Raw genomic sequence first — 17,934 nt, forward strand, 5'->3', positions numbered from 1 at the left:
CAGGATTATTAATGGCATTCCCCAGACTAGTTCAACCAATGAAACTGTCAAGCCTTCTATGCGTTCAAGCAATGTCAAGTTTTCAGGTTCCACTCAATATTTTCCTTTCAAATTGAATTCAAAATATACGCACGCTCACGCCATACATCCCTTAAATTCTGTCTTATGAAAAAACTAGATATATATCTCATGCGTCAGTTCCTAACCATTCTATGTTTAACACTTATAGGATTCGTTCTGCTGATCCTTGTTGTGGATGTCATAGAAAATATGGACAAGTTTATTGATAATAAAGTTCCCATTTCAATTGTAGTAAACTACTATCTCAATTCGCTTCCGTGGTATGTTAATATCGGTTTGCCGATGTCTATGCTAATTTCTTCTGTCTTTAGCGTTGGAACAATCGCTCAGCGTAACGAATTAATTGCAATGAAATCATCGGGGATTAGTTTGTACAGGATTGCTTTACCCATTCTTATCGTGGCATTTTTTATAAGTATTCTGTCCTTCCAATTTGATAATGGAATTGTTAGCCGTGGGCATGAAAAACGTTTCAATATCGAAAAAGAATACATGACATCCCGCAGTAAAAAGAGGAAAAAAAGTGTCATGCATAATATATTTCTTCAAAAGAAAGAACGGGTTCATATTGCAATAGAAAAATATCAAGTCAACTTATATAAAGCGGAAGGTGTATCCTTTTTTGTGTTAGAAGATGCAATCGTCCGAACAAGGATAGATGCAAAATCTATGACTTGGAATGATTCGTCACACACGTGGAATATTGCATCTTATTCCTTAAGGGAATTTGACGGTTCAGGGCAAGAAAAAAGCGTGGTTATCTCAAAACAGGATACCACGATATTTTTAGATGTTACTCCTCAAGATATTCTTCAGAAATCTAAATCGACAGAAGAAATGAATTTTGATGAACTCAGCACACGGATAGAAAAATTAAATGAAAATGGTGTTAATACACGACGTTGGGAAGTTGACCGCAATTTTAAAGTGTCTTTTGCATTCACAAACTTGATCATTGTTCTATTTGGAATTCCGCTTGTAACTATGAGACCAAAGGGTGGGCTTACTTTTGGTGCCGGTATGGGGATTTTGGTGATTTTTGTATATTACGCCTTTATCAAGTTTGGACTTTCACTCGGGTATAAAGGAATGATGAACCCTTTAACTGCTGCTTGGCTTGGTAATATAGTATTTTGTGCCGGTGGAATCGGGTTACTCTTGCTCGTTAGGAAGTGACTCTTCTGATACGCTGGGCTCTTCAGATGCATCTTCACTTCCATCTAATGGTTTATCTTCTTGTTCTTCCACCGGTGGCGCTGGTCCTGATAGTGTTTCTTTTACAGAAGACCGCCCTCCAAAGCCGGTAATTGTAAGTCCCGTTGAAAGATTGAACCCTTTCATAGTATGAATCCAAAGTCCATTCCTAAAGGCAAAACCCATATCAAACATGATGGGACCCTTATGAATACCGAATCCCAGCCCTAATTCTAACAAATCTGAGCCACCCCAAGCAAAACCAATTCTAAGGGGAACCGCCGGAAAACGATGTAATTCAAGACCTACTGACCATCGCCAGCCCTGATGTGCGAAGAAACGATCTTCAAATCCTGCAACCAAATCAGATGAAATGATATAATCATCCGTACGTTTTGATACGCCAATTCTAAAAGTAGCCGGATAATTTATGATAAAATCCTTGAGCTTTCCGTCAGCATCTATGTTTTTTACCAATTTTGATTCGCTGGTAAATAGTGAGTCTGAACTCAAACTTGTAGCACTTATCGAATCAATATTGTAGGTATATTTAATGGCCATGCTATCATTTAAAATTTCCCCACCCCAAGTGAAATGAAACAAATCATCTTCATTCCCGTAAATATTATCGGAACCTGCTAAAATATCCTTCATAATACTGGGTTTATTCCAAGTAATACTCCCAACTGCATTAATAACAGATAAACCTACCCTCCAGCCGTTGACTTCGCTCGTGATAAATCCCAGATCAAGACCTAATCCGCTTCCACCGATTCCTTGTCTCAAAAGATAACTCCCGGAACCATACATAGCTAAAACGCTTGTCTCGAGGCTCGCCTTACTGGAATCAGGATCTACGCCGAGGTAAAACAAGCCTTGTAAATATTTTGCCGTAACTCCAAAAGAAAAAGCATCAAATGGTACCGCAAATGAAAACCCGAATTCGTTGACTCCCATTACTTCATATTTCATTGTCATATCAATCGAAGGATTATTGGCATTACCTTCGAGGATAAATCGTAAAAGTCCTGTCGGAATTTTAAAATCTCCCATAATCATCATATTCGTTGTAATAGCCATATTCCCGGATGAATAATTCATTAATGGTAATGGTAAGTGCACATCTGTAAAAAAGGTGAGCCCACCTGCGTTATCGAGATATCGGAACAACTGGTCCTTCTGGTTTTGTTGGATGGTATCACCACTTAATGCATTTAAATTTTCTAAAGAAATATAATTCCCGGCAAAACCAAAATCAGTTCCAAAAACTTGAAGCTGAAATGGTTTATCTTTTTGGTAAGCTAACAATGCTGGATTGTATCCAACAGAAAATATTCCATCGGCAATGGTCGTATAAGATCCTACTAAGGCAACAGCTCGTGGATCCCGCTTTGCTTGCCCTAAAACCAAGCCAAAACCCACAACGAATATCAGGAATTTATTGGTCATCGAAGCATTCCGCGAATATTCCTTGGATCAATTCCTGAAGTCGGGATGGTTTGCGAGGATCCTCCCATAAGAATACCGGCACCTTTGCCCGATGGCCTGCTTACATTTCCGGAAATACTAAAATACCAGCCATTGATATCGTTAATTGTGCCCCCAGAATCCATGATGCGTATTCTAAGACTATCTTTTTGCGATGAAAGAAGTAATTGATCGTTGATACCCGATGAGTTTTCTGGAGTCCAATCGTAAGATCCGTCGTTTGCTTCATCTGTAGCGATTAAAACCCACTGAGCGTCATCCGAAATATCAGGATTGGTTCCTTTAGCATAAGAAATATCAATTGTAGTCACAGCGTCGCCATAAGATTTCCAGGTTATTTGTGTTTGCTGATTTTTTGGAAGTGTTTCTCCTCCATTTGGACTGGTAATTACCAATTCATTTGAAGCAGGTGCATCCAAACCTGTACTGCTTAGACGAACTGTCATCATGGCATTTATCTCGATATAATCCGTTTTAGAAAGATATACTTCATTGGTGCCGGTTCCATTTAATTTAAATCGCGATGCGGTGTAATGATTCCCAGGATCCGTAATTAATCGGATTCTTGTAGTATCGATGATACTGGAATACGTGATAGTTCCCGGCTCTTTTACTGAACCTGAGACACCGGAAGAATCTGAAGCGTTGTACAAAGAAGTAGGATCCGGAAGAATAACAGTCATCAGTGTGTCAATGTATGATATAAGTGTGTCTGTTCCTGAACCAGTACTTTTAACAAGATAAAGCAGACCATCCACACATTCTGACCAATCGGTTAAAACATTGAAAATATGAATGCTGTCTATTGCGGGACTAAGTGCGCCACAATTTGTGACTGCATAAATTTCATCAGTAGCATTCCAACCTTTTTGTGACACCATTGAATCTCTAAACACAGCAAGCATTCCCACAGTTGTATCTAGTGGGAAATATGTCTGATTGGAAAGCAAAACATTTATCTGTCCACCAACTGGAAGTTGGTTGGTCACTTGTGTAACCAAACTTGCACCAAACAGTGAGTTGCGAATTCTGTTTCGAGTATCATGATCCATTTCTTCAATAGGAGACTCATTAGCCGAAATAAAAGTCATGGGTTCCATAGTTACTCTAAATGGTGCTATCAATCTATAGCCAAGTTTGATAGCGCCGGTTGTGGTGATCTGACCTCGACCGTTGATGGATGCCATTGATTTAATGATCATAGTTTGAGGATTTGAGCTTAATAGATCAACAATCGTATTTTTCCCCGTTGCAACCGGTGTAACCACTGAATCATTTGGGATAGAATCTGTCGGCTGTGCAAAATAATACGTCGTAGTACCATCCCTATGAAGTTGGATTAAAGTTTTTGAAGAATCATAAAGTGAAATGCCTGTTGTATCAATCGAACTTCTTACTTCAACGATGACTGAATCACCGAACTCAGGTACTCCTTTCATATCTAAATCCAAATCTATTGGAAGTTGAATCGAATTCATTATTTCAAATTCTATTTTTACATCCGTAAATGCCATTCCTTCAAAACCGGATGGCATATTATCTATTTTTTCATTTGAGGATGGCAAAGGCATCAAAATGTTTGCATCAATACTTGAAAAATTTAACTGATCAACCGTAATTCCCATCGTGAGCGCGCCCAATTGAGACCCGTCTAATGGAATGGAAGCAGCCTGTGCGGTGATAGATGCTTGCAATTTAATCGTCATACTGTCTAGTGCGACAGAATCCCCTTTGGGATTTACAAAACTCCATCCATCAATTTTTTTATTTTCAGTGATAGCTGCAAGGGATGAATTTAAAACTGTATCAATTTTAACGGAATCAGTGCCGTCTGCAGAAACAAAATTTTCGAATTTCAAAAAAAAGCCCATATCAAAAGGATACGTGCTTTGCAAATCAGTGATATTGATATGATTTATTAAAATATTATCTGGTGAAGCAAATACTCCACCATATATAGAAACTCCCGACGAATCTTCGTCCTCCTGAAATGGCACTCCAATAGTGCTGTCAATAAGTGCATAGTCTGACATCTGAACACGGGCGGAATCAAATGCGGTGATTTTTAAAGATATCTGCACATTTATCTGGACAGAATCCCCGGAAATAATTGTAACCGTTCCACCCGTGGTTTCAGCAATTCCGAAATTCATTTTCATGGTGATTGCATTGGACATAAGACTGTCCCCGATCAACGTATTTTGCAGATCTTGTAAGTCTTTAGCAATCGCTGAAGCCGGATGATTCGCAAGCGTATCCGGCGTGGAAGCACTTCCTGTAAGAAGTAAAAATTCAGCATTAATGACATTGGTTGGTATTCCATTGTTCAACAATGTTGATTGGTAATAACTGCTGTCCGAATTTGAATCACTTCGGACTACAAAGCCATCAACCGAAGTTACAAATTCAGGCAACAAACTTTCGTCAATTGGGATAGGAATAGAAACGGATTGGTTTTCCGAAGGAATTGCGAAGGCTCGAGCGAGCGGGTTCCAAATAGAACTGTCAATATCTTGATTACTCGCATTTGGGAAATTTACCAAAACAGGAGGAATCGAATTATTATACAAACCCGCTGAAGCAATTGGAATAGAGATATTAATGGTGGTATCAATAGTGATTGCACTCATATCCGGGGCAGTTTGGGATTCACTTACCGATTCATTAGCATTAACTTTTTGCTGGAGGTAATTAGCATCCATCGAAGTAGGAGCCAATGTGGAATCAAAAACGAGTTGCATACCTGTTGAATCGTGAGGAAAAATAAGCGTACTGTCAATCATCCCATCGAGCGAATATTTTTGCTGAATAAGTGGAAAAGCGAGATCAACAAACCATGTTGGTGTCTTGAATTCAGATGGACTTTGAAAGTCACAACTGGGCGCACAAATCAAAATTGCCAGAAAACTCCATCTGGACAACTTGCATTTTAATGTGCTATTGGATTGCCTCGGATTATCCATAGTTTGCTTGTATGGTTCTGCCTATAGAGCCAAGAGAAATTGACTCTAATTTAGGGAGCAATTCCACAAAAAAATCCCCGCGCAAAGACGGGGATTTTTCACTGGTAATAATTCTGATATTTAATACCGATATTCGTCGGATTTGAACGGTCCTTTTTCAGGGACGCCAATATAATCAGCTTGGTCTTTTCTCAATTCCGTCAGTTCTACTCCAAGTTTATCCAAATGAAGTGCTGCCACTTTCTCATCCAAATGTTTTGGTAACACGTACACTTCATTTCCATATTGTTCACGATTTGTCCATAATTCAATTTGCGCCAATGTTTGATTAGAAAAAGAATTGCTCATTACAAAGGATGGATGTCCGGTAGCACAGCCGAGGTTAACCAAACGGCCTTCCGCCAAAACAATCACATCTTTTCCATTGATGGTATATTTATCCACTTGAGGCTTAATCGTATCCTTGGTGTCGCCGTGGTTTTCATTCAGCCATGCGATATCAATTTCATTATCAAAATGCCCGATATTGCAAACAATGGTTTTATCCTTCATCGCTTCAAAATGGCTGCCTTCTATAATGTCTTTATTCCCCGTGGCCGTCACGACAATGTCCGCTTCAGGAATCGCAGTTTCCATTCGTTTAACGGAGAATCCATCCATCGAGGCCTGTAACGCGCAAATAGGATCAATTTCTGTTATGATGACTCTTGCGCCGGCACCACGCAGAGATGCCGCGGATCCTTTCCCAACATCGCCATATCCGGCAACGATAGCTACTTTTCCGGCAAGCATTACATCGGTGGAACGACGGATTGCATCCACCAAAGATTCTTTACAACCATACTTATTGTCAAATTTTGATTTGGTTACAGAATCATTCACATTAATCGCGGGCATGGGCAACGTTCCGTTTTTCACGCGTTCCTGAAGTCGATGAACACCAGTGGTTGTTTCTTCAGACAATCCGTTTATTCCATCCACTAACTCTGGAAATTCATCCAACGCCATATTGGTCAAATCTCCGCCATCATCCAGAATCAAATTGAGCGGTTTGCCACCTTCAAAGGCAAATAATGTTTGTTCGATGCACCAGTTAAATTCCTCTTCTGTCATTCCTTTCCAAGCAAATACGGGTACCCCAGTGGCTGCGATGGCCGCGGCGGCGTGATCTTGCGTCGAAAAAATGTTGCAGGAAGACCAAGACACATCGGCGCCAAGTTCAACCAAAGTTTCAATTAAAACCGCAGTTTGGATTGTCATATGCAAACAACCAGCAATGCGTGCGCCATCTAACGGTTTGGATGGACCGTATTCTTTTCGGATTGCAATTAAACCGGGCATTTCAGCTTCGGCAAGAGTGATTTCTTTACGGCCCCAATCGGCCAAAGAAATATCTTTTACTTTATAAGAAAGATTCTCTTCACTTGTCATTTCTACTTCCGCCATAATTAATTCCTTTCGTCCACTGCCGATTTTAGTTCATCTACCATATCAACTTTCTCCCAAGTAAAGTTGTCATCTTCTCGACCAAAATGCCCATAAGCTGATGTTTGAAGATAGCGTGGTGCTTTAAGTTTTAAATGTTCAATAATGTATCCCGGTTTCAGCGGAAAAACTTCTGAACAAATCTTGGTTAATTTTTCATCAGGAATGGTTCCTGTGCCAAAAGTACGCACATAAAATGATGTAGGTTCCGCAACACCAATCCCATAAGAAAATTGTACTTCACATTTCTCTGCAAATCCTGCAGCAACGACATTTTTTGCAATGTATCTCGCCATATATGCGCCGGATCGATCCACTTTCGATGGATCTTTTCCAGAGAAAGCACCGCCACCATGAGGTGCGTAACCTCCATAAGTATCAACAATGATTTTCCGCCCGGTTAATCCCGCATCAGCTGCAGGTCCTCCTTCAACGAATCGACCGGTTCCGTTTACAATATGTGAATTCTGATAAGGCAGATTGAATTTTTTGAGAACGGGCTCAATGACATGCTCAATTATTTCTTTGTTTACAAAAGATAACTCAGTTTTTACATCCCCAAATTCCTCTAACATATCCTTGTGTTGAGCAGCAATCACCACTTGCTCAATTGCTACAGGTTTCTCATCTTCATAGCGGATAGATACTTGCGATTTCCCATCCGGCTTCAGCCAAGGTAGTGTACCATTCTTCCGAACCTCAGCCAATTTTTCAGTTAATCTATGAGCAATCTGAATTGGCATGGGCATCAGTTCTTTTGTCTCTGTACAAGCATATCCAAACATGAGACCTTGATCACCTGCGCCCTGTTCATGCCCATCGTAATCGTCAACGCCTTGAGAAATTTCATTACTCTGTGGATGGATAAATGTCAAAATTTTTGCTTCTTCGTTGTGCATTCCACTTTCATTCGACGTATATCCGATTTCTTTAAGCGTATCTTTAACAATGTGCTCTACTTCGGCGTAACCGTTGGTTGTGATTTCACCGGTTACAACCACAAGACCTCTGCTGACCAATGTTTCGCATGCAACTCGCGAAGATGGATCTTGCTTTAAAAGTGTATCTAAAATTGAATCCGAAATGGCATCACATACTTTATCAGGATGCCCTTCTGTTACAGATTCCGATGTAAATAAATATGAACTCATACTTTTCCTTTTGATTAATGCGTGGGAAGTTACTTTCTGTTTACCTCACGCTCCAAATTGTAGTCTAAATGCGAATATCAATGCGAAAACATTTTTCCTTTTGCTTTTTTAACTCGCACTAACATTTTTTCAACCGCCCTATCAATTGACTCTGAAACATTACTCGAAGTCTCTTTTACATTTAACTTGAACTGGGGCATTAAGAGATTCAATTCTGTAGAATACTCATTATGTTCATGCTCAAGAATTATCTGACAATTAATTGCCCGATCAAATATTGTTGTAATTTTTTGCACTTTTTCCTCTGCATAATTTCTAACATCATCTGGTGCATGGAAATGACGTGCCGTGAATTCTATATTCATATTTTCTCCAATTCAGCAAGGGTGTTTAAGGTTGGTCCTGCTTTTAATAAAGCGGGATCTGTTAAATTATATTGATCAAAATTTTTCCTGAATTTCTCAACTAGATCTTTAGCTGTTGCATGATATTCATCGATATTTTTCCATGATTTTTCAGGACTCAATATTTCCGGGTCGATTTCTCCAAGTGTTGTCGGGATCTGAAACCCAAAATATGGATCATTTTCAAAATTTGCATTTTCTATTGTCCCATCCAAAATGGCGTGAATAATAGATCGTGTCACCGGGAGACTGATTCTGTCCGCACCAGAATTCGCGTTAGCACCAATCCATCCGGTATTGACGAGATAAACGGGTACATCATGCTCGTTCATTTTTTCACGAAGCAATTCTGCGTATTTGATAGGATGTAATGTTAAAAACGGTCCTCCATAACATGGTGAAAATGTAGCAATCGGTTCGGTAACGCCCCGCTCTGTTCCTGCAACCTTGGCAGTGTAACCACTAATAAAATGATACATCGCTTGTTCAGGAGTGAGTTTTGCCACAGGCGGAATAACTCCGTAAGCATCACAAGTGAGGAAAATAATCATCTCCGGATGATCAGAGACGCTTGGGTGTCCATCAGACGCTACGCTATTTTCAATAAAATGAATCGGATAACAAATTCTTGTGTTTTCTGTTTTTGAACTATCAAAATAATTAATTTCTCTTGAATACGGATCAAAGACAACATTTTCTGCCAATGCACCATGACGAATCGCATTGTAAATCCCCGGCTCATATTCAGGGTTTAGGTTTATGGCTTTTGCATAACACCCACCTTCTAAATTGAAAATGCCATTGTCAGACCATCCATGTTCATCATCACCAATGAGAGGCCGTAGTTCATCTGTACTCAATGTTGTTTTTCCTGTTCCGGACAGCCCAAAATAGAGAGCGGTATTTTTACCATTTTTATCCACGTTTGCCGAACAGTGCATAGATAAAATTCCTTTTAGTGGTAAATAATAATGCATGACGGAAAAAATTCCTTTTTTCATTTCACCACCGTATTCCGTTCCACCAATAATTGCAACCCGTTTCTCCAAATTAAAAATGATAAATGTTTCAGAATTGTGACCGTGCTTTTTAAAATCTTTATCCAACACTTCAGAAGCGTTAATGATTGTAAAATCAGGTTTGAACCCATCCAGTTTTTCAATTTGAGGACGAATAAACATGTTATTCACAAAAATGGCTTGCCAAGCTTTTTTCGCCAAAATCCGTACATTTAAACATTGATCTTCATCTGCACCACTAAAGCCATCAAAAATATAGACACCTCTATCATCATGATTTGCTTCATAATAGTCTATAACCTTTTGATATAATGTCTCAAAAACAGCAGAATCAGTTGGTCGATTCACAGACCCCCACCATATATTGTTTCCCGAATAATCCTCTTTAACAAAATATTTATCATTTGGACTCCTGCCGGTATATTCGCCGGTATCCACCATTAATTCACCTCGTGTCCCAAGTTTTCCTTCACCATTCAAAATGGCTTCTTCAATCAAAACTTCTACTGAAAGGTTCCTTTTAATGGTTCCTATATCTGCTAATCCCAAATAAGTTAAATCCATCCTTGTGTTCCTATTTACCACCATGTGGATGTGCTTGTTCATATATTTTTTTCAATGTTTCCGGTTTTAAATGTGTGTAAACCTGTGTTGTTGAAAGGCTACTATGCCCCAATAAATCTTTGATGGACCGTATGTCTGCACCATTATCTAACAAATGAGTTGCGAATGTATGACGTAAAGTATGTGGACCAATTCCTGATCCTGCGGATACCTGTTTAATATAAGTTGAGATTCGGTTCTGCACAGTTCTTCTCGAAATTCGTTTCATTTCTGTACTTACAAATAATGGGATAGTTTGCATTGCTATTTCAAAAGACAAATTTCGTATTTTTAGGTAATTATCAAGAGACAATTTCGCAGTTTTTCCTAATGGAATCAACCGTTCTTTCCCACCTTTTCCAAAAACTTTTACGAGGAATTTATTTTTGGTTAAAATCTGAATGTGTTCAAGATTCAATTGAATAAGTTCATTCAATCGAATTCCCGTACTGTAAAAGAGTTCCATAATTGCGCGATCTCGTAGCCCTTTTTCAGAAGAGCAATCCGGAGCATCCATTAATGCAGATATATTGAATTGATCAACATAATTGGGGAGCGGCTTGGGAAGCTTTGGTGTCTTCACATACGATGCCGGATTATTTTTGACTATTCCTCGAATAATGAGATATTTGAAAAAAGATTTGATAGACGCAAGGCGGCGTGCAACCGTTCTGCTGGATTTTTTCAACCCAATTTCCTTTCCTAGAAATTCCCGAATGACCGATCTATCGATATCAGAAAGACTTGGCATTTCGCTAGTATAGGTTTCCTTCAGGAATCCAAAGAATTGCACTTTCAAATCATTTTTATATGATGAAATAGTATGATTCGAATATCCTTTTTCTTTTTCCAGATATTCAAAATATTCCTGTAATTCAGTTAATAAATTCTTTTCCATTTAATTGGTTTACTGTTTCCATCACTTTTATCATATCGTCAGGGATTGGTGCCTCAAAAAATACTTTTTCACCTGAGTCCGGGTGCAAAAACACAAGTTTTTTTGCATGAAGTAGATGACGATGTACGAGCTTAAATAACGTATCAATTTTTTTCTGGGTTTCAGGTGTAAATCCTTTTGCTCTGTTTTTTCCGCCACTGTATTTAACATCACCCACTATCGGATGACCTTCGAACTCAGAATGAACACGAATCTGATGCGTTCGGCCTGTTTTTGGAAAAAAATGAACAATACTCATCACTTTATTTGATACCGAAACTTTATAATCCGTTTTGGCAGTACGACCGGAATCCTGAACTTCATACTTTGTCCGATCTTTCCTGCTTCTTTTAATTGCTTTTTCAATTGTGCCGGTTCCTTCCCATTTACCCCACGCAATTCCAATATATTCTTTTTCAACACTTCTATCCTCAAATTGTTTTCCAAGATTTTGGTGAACTGGGTCTGTTTTTGCCACAACCATTGCGCCTGATGTTTCTTTATCTAATCTGTGCACTATTCCCGGACGAAGCCCGCCATTGATTTTTGATAAATTTTTATAATGAAACGCAAGCCCATTTGCAAGAGTTCCGTTTGGATGTCCTGCACCCGGATGCACTACCAGACCAGCAGGTTTATTGATCACAATGATAAAGTCGTCTTCAAATAAAATACTTAGAGGAATATTTTCCGGTACGACGGAATCTGCCTCATTGTCTGTAGGGTTTATTGATAATTCTACATCTTCGCCGCCAGAAAGAACAAAACTCACTTTTTGAACTCGCCCGTTCACTAAAGCGTTTCCTTCTCGGATTGCGTGTTGTATCTGAGTGCGGGAAAAATCCTGAATTGCTTTGGACAAATATTTGTCCAATCGATTGGTATCAGTTTCACCCACCGTAAAACTAAATGAGGTCACGATTGAGGATTAGTTTTCGGTTGAATGAAAAAGGTGAAATACAGAACCAATGCGAATCCGACTGATACGCCCGAATCAGCGATGTTAAAAATATACCATTCCCAATCGCCAACCATGAAGTGAAGAAAGTCTGTTACTTTGCCAAAAAGAATCCGATCAATAAAATTCCCAATTGCCCCACCTAAAATCAGTCCGAGACCTGCTTGATACACAATTGAATTTTCTTGTGCATCCAAAATCATCTTTATGAGGAAAAGGATGAGACCAGCAGTTATAATAGGCAAGAGATAAGAGCCAAAAGGCATATCAATCCCAAATGCCATGCCATCATTAGTAATGTGTGTGATATGAAAGAAATTTTTGATGACGGGGATAGAATCGCCGAAATCCATCAGGCTACGAGTCAGCACCTTCGTAACCTGGTCTAAGATCACAATAAAGGCGCTTAACCCAAATATTTTCATGAATTATTTATTTTGTCTTCTTCTTTGCATTCAACACATTTGGTCGCATTCGGTACTTCTAATAACCTATCAACCGGTATCAGTTCTTCGCAAATAACGCAAACACCGTAATCACCAGATTCAATTCTATCCAACGCTGCTCCCAAATTTTTGTAATAATCACTTTCCCGATTCATAAGTAGATAATTTTTTTCTCGCTCATGAGAATCTGATCCGGCATCCGCCATGTGAACACCATACACAGAATCGGGAGTAGCACCCCTAGATGCAGCAGTGCCTCCACGAATTCCGTCCTTTATGTCATCTACATCTTCAACAATATCATCCATTTTATCAAGGATTGTCTGTCTGAATTTTTTTATGTGCGTTTTTGAGTATTTTTTTGGCATTGTTTTTCCTTTCAATTCTGTTCCCGTTCGATACCTAATGTCATTTTTTGTTTTCTAATGGTAAATGTCTCTTTGTATTCACCCGGTTTAAATTCATTTTCAAATTTTTCAGTAAGTGTTTCATTCAAAAAATATTGTTTGAATGCTTCTACCGCATCTCCAACATCACCATCGATTACTCCATATATTTTTATTCGATCTTCGACCTGAAATTTAGCATTTTTTCGCATTATTTGCACTTGTCTAATTACATCTCTTACAATGCCTTCTTGAATTAAATTTTTATCTAATTCAGTCGTAAGCCCTACGGTGATACCGCTATCATTTGCAGCTGAAAACCCTTTAACAGATTCAACTTCGGTTAATATATCCTCTCGAGTCAATGCAATGGAATCATTCCCCACTTTTATAACATATTCTCCATCATCTTCTAAGGTGGTCATTACCTCCTGTGGATTCGCTATTAACAAAGTCTTTCGAATTTCATTCAATTCTTTTCCATGTTTTTTCCCAAGAACAGGTAAGTTTGGTTTCAACTTCCATGATATTAATGTGGCCGAATCAGAAACATTTTCGATTGATTTAACATTCAATTCGTCCATGATGACATCGCTATGAGTTTTTATGAATTGAATTAGATTTTTATCTTCAGTATGAAATTTAAGCGACCTCAACGGTTGTCGAATCTTGATGTAAGATTTATTTCGAGCGAAGCGCCCAAGTTCCACAATTTTTCTTATAGAATTCACCTCAAGCATTAAGATCTCATCAATCAAATTTGAGTCAGATTTAGGGAAGTCACATAAATGAACACTCATGAGGGAATTTTTGCGTCCGGTGGTCAAATTTTGATACATTTCTTCTGCAACAAATGGTAAACCCGGGGCAAGTAATTTTGTTAGTGTTAGCAACACTTCATACAGTGTATGGTAAGCAGCATGTTTATCCGAATCATCCTCGGTCTTCCAAAACCTTCGCCTATTTCTTCTAATATACCAATTTGAAAGATCTTCAATGAAAGCATCAACTACCTTTAAATATTTATCATGCTTGTATGCTTCAAGGTGGTTTTCTGCATCCTGGATTAACACATTTAGTTTAGATAAAATCCACTTGTCTAGGATAGTTAATTCACAATCTTCAAGATTACCCTCGTTAGGATCAAACCCGTCCACTTCTGCATACGTGCAAAAAAAGGAATACGAATTCCATAAAGTAAGAAGTTTTTTTCTAACGTCATCTGCTTTATGATAACCAAACAATAAGTTTTTTTCCACATTTTGACGGATAAACATCCATCTCATCACATCAACACCAATTTCTTCAGCAGCATCGTTAAACCAAATAGCATTCCCTGTACTTTTATGCATATCTTTTCCATGCTCATCTTTCACCAAAGCATGCCCCAGCAAAGTTTTGAATGGTGGAGATTTTTCCAACAATGCTGACATGGCTAGCATAGAGTAAAACCAATTTCGAAATTGTCCCGGAAAACATTCAGTCACAAAATCACCCGGGAACCATTCTTGCCAATATTGTTTATCTGAAAGATATTTTAACGTAGAAAAAGGGACAATTCCTGCATCAAGCCAAGGATTTCCAACATCCACAATTCGCGTTCCAACCAATCCGGATTCCGGATGCTTGATTTTTACTTTATCTATCCATGGACGGTGTGGACTATTACCTTCAAATTCTTCCCATCCTTCAACTGCGAGTTCCTTCAATTCTTCTCGAGAACCCACAATATAAAACGAGTCATCTTCAAATGTCCAAATGGGTAATGCCAATCCCCAAAACCGTTTTTTGGAAATCATCCAATCACCCATATTATCCAGCCATTCATGCTCCCTTTCTTGTCCCCATTCAGGATGCCAATTTATTTTATCAACCACATTTTTAATATCATTTCGCCAATCCATATTGATATACCATTCTTCTACAAGGCGGAAAACAAGTTCATCTCCCGAGCGCCAACAATGCGGATATACATGAGGATAATCTTCCACATGAAAAAGAAATCCACGATCTTTTAAATCAATGATTATTGCATTGGTTGTTTCCGGATCGGTGGCAAGTTTGCCTGTAAGCCAACCAAACTTTTCAATAAACTTCGATTCCCCATTCAGTGGAGCAAGATTAACAAAGCCTAATTTTTTTCCGATCTTATGGTCAATATCGCCACATCCCGGTGCTAAATGGACTAAACCGGTTCCTTCACCTGACACGACTATATCATTCCCAATATTATCCTTACCCGGATCAATCACACGGTGCTGTGCCGAAGCTGTCAATTCTGATAAATTGTCATTTACATACGGCCAACCACCAGGTTCAGATTGGACTTCTAAATTATCAAAAGGACCTTCATATTCTAAGTTGACTAATTCGGAGCCTTTCATAGAACCCAACACTTCGCACCCACCTTTTTCCTTAAACATTTGTGCCAATGTTTTCAATTTCGGAACACCCTCTATCCACTGTTTTTTTTCTTTGAACTGTTTGTCAAGACGTTGGAATTCCAGATTTTCTTTTGCAAAATAATAAACAGCACCATCAGATGCTTTCACCTTTACATAATCGAGATCTCCGTTAATGCCTACAGCAACATTTGAAGTAAGCGTCCAAGGAGTTGTAGTCCAAATAAGCAGATATTCATTATTTTTATTTTTTATTGGGAAACGAACAAATACTGCTTTGTGAGCGACAAGTTTACGTCCTTCAATAATTTCCATTTGCGAATAGGATGTGCCAGAACGACCAGACCACGGAACTGAGTCGGTTCCGCGATAAATTTTTCCATCGTTAAACAATTTTTTGAGAAAGGCCCAAATAGTGTAATTGTTTTCATCAGACATTGTGAAATATGAATTATCCCAATCCATCCAATATCCCAAGCGGATAGATTGATCAGTTTGGATTTTAGAATATTTCCGCACCCTGTCTTTGCAGAGATTTACAAATTTTTCGATTCCATATTCTTCAATATCGCGCTTGGATGTAAACCCCAACTCTTTTTCCACCTCTACCTCAACCCAAAGACCTTGACAATCAAAACCATTTTGATATCGCAACTCATGTCCTTGCATAGCCTTAAATCTATTATACAAATCTTTGATTGTACGACCCCAGGCATGGTGAACACCCATCGGGTTGTTGGCGGTAATTGGTCCATCAATAAACGACCATTTAGGTTTTCCTTTATTGGCTTTTACCCTTTCACCAAAAACATCGTTCTTTTCCCAATACTCAAGAATACGATGCTCGAGCTTTATAAAATCGATCTGTGGTTTGACTTTTTTAATCATATCTGCTAAATAAATGAAGTGCTAAAGTTAGGTCTTTGTGTCGGTACACAACAAACATTCTACGTAAAAAATAAAAAAAGGGTGACAGAATCTGCCACCCTTTCAAGAATCGAATAATTTTATCTTATTTATCTAATTGAAGCGTTAAAAACCTTGCAACATCACCAGATCGCAAATGCAACAATATCATATGATTTTTTTCAGCTTTTTGAACAAATTTTTGAAAATCTTTTGCCCTAGTCACTTTTCGAGTTCCGACTCTGGTAATCACATCACCTGCCTTGATACCTGCACGAGAGGCTGAACTATTTTGAAGTACACCTGTAACTACAACGCCCTTAGTAGATCGATCAATTCCATAACGTTCTCTTAATGACGAATCGATATCCTGAACCCTGAGCCCTATACCCGTTTCATCCGTTTTGGTTTTTGATTTGGACAATACCAGATTGTCTTTCGGAAGTTCTTCAAGAATTACCTTTAACAATTTATTGCGACCATTTCTGAGGATTTCGACATTTACTTTTTTTTCAGGGTCACTTGAAGAAACTTCATTTTTTAGATGCGAAGGGTCACGAATATCTAAATTGTTAAACCGAATAATAACATCTCCTGTCTCTATACCAGCTTTTTCTGCCGGACTATCTACCACTACATCGCCAACCAGTGCACCATTTCGTGTTTCAATTTCAAGCGCTCTAGCAGTTGCATCATCCAAATCCTGAATATATACACCAAGCCAAGCACGTTGTACAAATCCGTTTTCAATCAAATCATTCATAACATTTTTAACCATATTAGAAGGAATAGCAAATCCAACTCCCCGATTTGCCCGTTCAATACCACCCGTAGCAATAGCAGTGTTTATCCCAACTAATTCACCTTCCAAATTCAAGAGCGCACCTCCAGAATTTCCGGGATTAATTGCGGCATCTGTTTGAATAAAATCCTCATATTTGTTGTTCCCAATGATATTGCTTCTACCTAGCGCACTCACAATTCCAACTGTAACTGTGTGTGATAGATTAGTCGAGAAAGGACTTCCTACCGCCACAACCCATTCGCCAACACGGATCTGATCAGAATTGCCCAAAGGAATAGATGTAATATTTTTTGCATCAATTTGAAGTACAGCCAAATCAGAAGCGGGATCTGTCCCAATGACTTTCGCTTGAAATTCTCTTTTATCGAGTAATCGAACCGTAATTTCATCAACATCTGCAACTACATGATTATTAGTGAGAAGATATCCTTTATCTGAATCAACGATTACGCCAGAACCTAGGGCATTCGTCCTGCGTTCACCATTGTTCATACCGGGTGGAATGAAGTTCCATCCAAAGTAATCCTCAAACTCTTTATGGAATTGATCCATTTTAATAATCTTATCTGTAACAATCGTCACAACCGCAGGATTCGCTTTTTCAGCAACATCCGCAAAAACATGCTGAAATTGATTCTGAGCGGATAATACAATTGATCCATTTAATACAAAAATAGACCAAATAATTAATATAGTTTTTTTCATT

At 38.6% G+C, this 17,934-nt stretch carries 13 protein-coding genes; 1 reads left to right on the forward strand and 12 read right to left on the reverse strand.

What is annotated here, in order from left to right:
• The first annotated feature begins 165 nt into the window (after positions 1-165).
• On the forward strand, positions 166-1,257 hold the full coding sequence (locus HOD97_02245; GenBank protein MBT4280432.1) for a YjgP/YjgQ family permease: 1,092 nt from the start codon (positions 166-168) through the stop codon (positions 1,255-1,257).
• Here the strand turns inward: HOD97_02245 and traF are convergent.
• The 12 genes from traF to HOD97_02305 all read right to left on the reverse strand — a co-directional run bounded on the left by traF (position 1,234) and on the right by HOD97_02305 (position 17,933).
• Entirely contained in the window at positions 1,234-2,724 is a 1,491-nt protein-coding gene (gene traF / locus HOD97_02250) for a conjugal transfer protein TraF (GenBank protein ID MBT4280433.1), read from the reverse strand. The two genes, HOD97_02245 and traF, sit on opposite strands and share 24 nt — an antisense overlap.
• Positions 2,721-5,726 carry a hypothetical protein gene (locus HOD97_02255; GenBank protein ID MBT4280434.1) on the reverse strand — a complete coding sequence of 1,002 codons (3,006 nt, stop codon included), beginning with the start codon at positions 5,724-5,726 and terminating at the stop codon, positions 2,721-2,723. Before HOD97_02255 ends, traF begins: the two co-directional genes overlap by 4 nt.
• 120 nt (positions 5,727-5,846) lie before the next feature.
• Positions 5,847-7,172 (reverse strand): adenosylhomocysteinase, encoded by a 1,326-nt coding sequence (locus tag HOD97_02260; protein ID MBT4280435.1) that lies wholly within the window; start codon positions 7,170-7,172, stop codon positions 5,847-5,849.
• Between the two features lie 2 nt (positions 7,173-7,174).
• Positions 7,175-8,362, reverse strand: a complete 1,188-nt coding sequence (locus HOD97_02265; GenBank protein MBT4280436.1) for a methionine adenosyltransferase — start codon at positions 8,360-8,362, stop codon at positions 7,175-7,177.
• A 77-nt stretch (positions 8,363-8,439) separates the two neighbouring features.
• The gene (gene raiA, locus HOD97_02270; protein ID MBT4280437.1) at positions 8,440-8,727 is read right to left on the reverse strand and encodes a ribosome-associated translation inhibitor RaiA; all 288 of its coding nucleotides are present in this window, start codon (positions 8,725-8,727) and stop codon (positions 8,440-8,442) included.
• On the reverse strand, positions 8,724-10,349 hold the full coding sequence (gene pckA / locus HOD97_02275; protein ID MBT4280438.1) for a phosphoenolpyruvate carboxykinase (ATP): 1,626 nt from the start codon (positions 10,347-10,349) through the stop codon (positions 8,724-8,726). Before pckA ends, raiA begins: the two co-directional genes overlap by 4 nt.
• A gap of 10 nt (positions 10,350-10,359) precedes the next feature.
• On the reverse strand, positions 10,360-11,286 hold the full coding sequence (locus tag HOD97_02280; protein ID MBT4280439.1) for a tyrosine recombinase XerC: 927 nt from the start codon (positions 11,284-11,286) through the stop codon (positions 10,360-10,362).
• A complete protein-coding gene (locus HOD97_02285; protein MBT4280440.1) occupies positions 11,264-12,247 on the reverse strand; it encodes an RluA family pseudouridine synthase in 984 nt (327 codons plus the stop codon). The genes HOD97_02280 and HOD97_02285 overlap by 23 nt, the downstream gene beginning before the upstream one ends.
• Complete coding sequence (gene lspA / locus HOD97_02290) at positions 12,241-12,708, reverse strand: signal peptidase II (protein MBT4280441.1); 468 nt, start codon at positions 12,706-12,708, stop codon at positions 12,241-12,243. Before lspA ends, HOD97_02285 begins: the two co-directional genes overlap by 7 nt.
• Positions 12,705-13,097 (reverse strand): hypothetical protein, encoded by a 393-nt coding sequence (locus HOD97_02295; protein MBT4280442.1) that lies wholly within the window; start codon positions 13,095-13,097, stop codon positions 12,705-12,707. The genes lspA and HOD97_02295 overlap by 4 nt, the downstream gene beginning before the upstream one ends.
• Positions 13,098-13,108: 11 nt before the next feature.
• A complete protein-coding gene (locus tag HOD97_02300; protein MBT4280443.1) occupies positions 13,109-16,405 on the reverse strand; it encodes an isoleucine--tRNA ligase in 3,297 nt (1,098 codons plus the stop codon).
• Positions 16,406-16,529: 124 nt separating this feature from the next.
• A complete protein-coding gene (locus HOD97_02305; protein MBT4280444.1) occupies positions 16,530-17,933 on the reverse strand; it encodes a Do family serine endopeptidase in 1,404 nt (467 codons plus the stop codon).
• Position 17,934 lies beyond the last annotated feature (1 nt).

It is taken from the genome of Candidatus Neomarinimicrobiota bacterium (assembly GCA_018651745.1).
In the GTDB taxonomy this organism is placed as follows: Bacteria; Fidelibacterota; Marinisomatia; order Marinisomatales; family TCS55; genus JAAZYX01.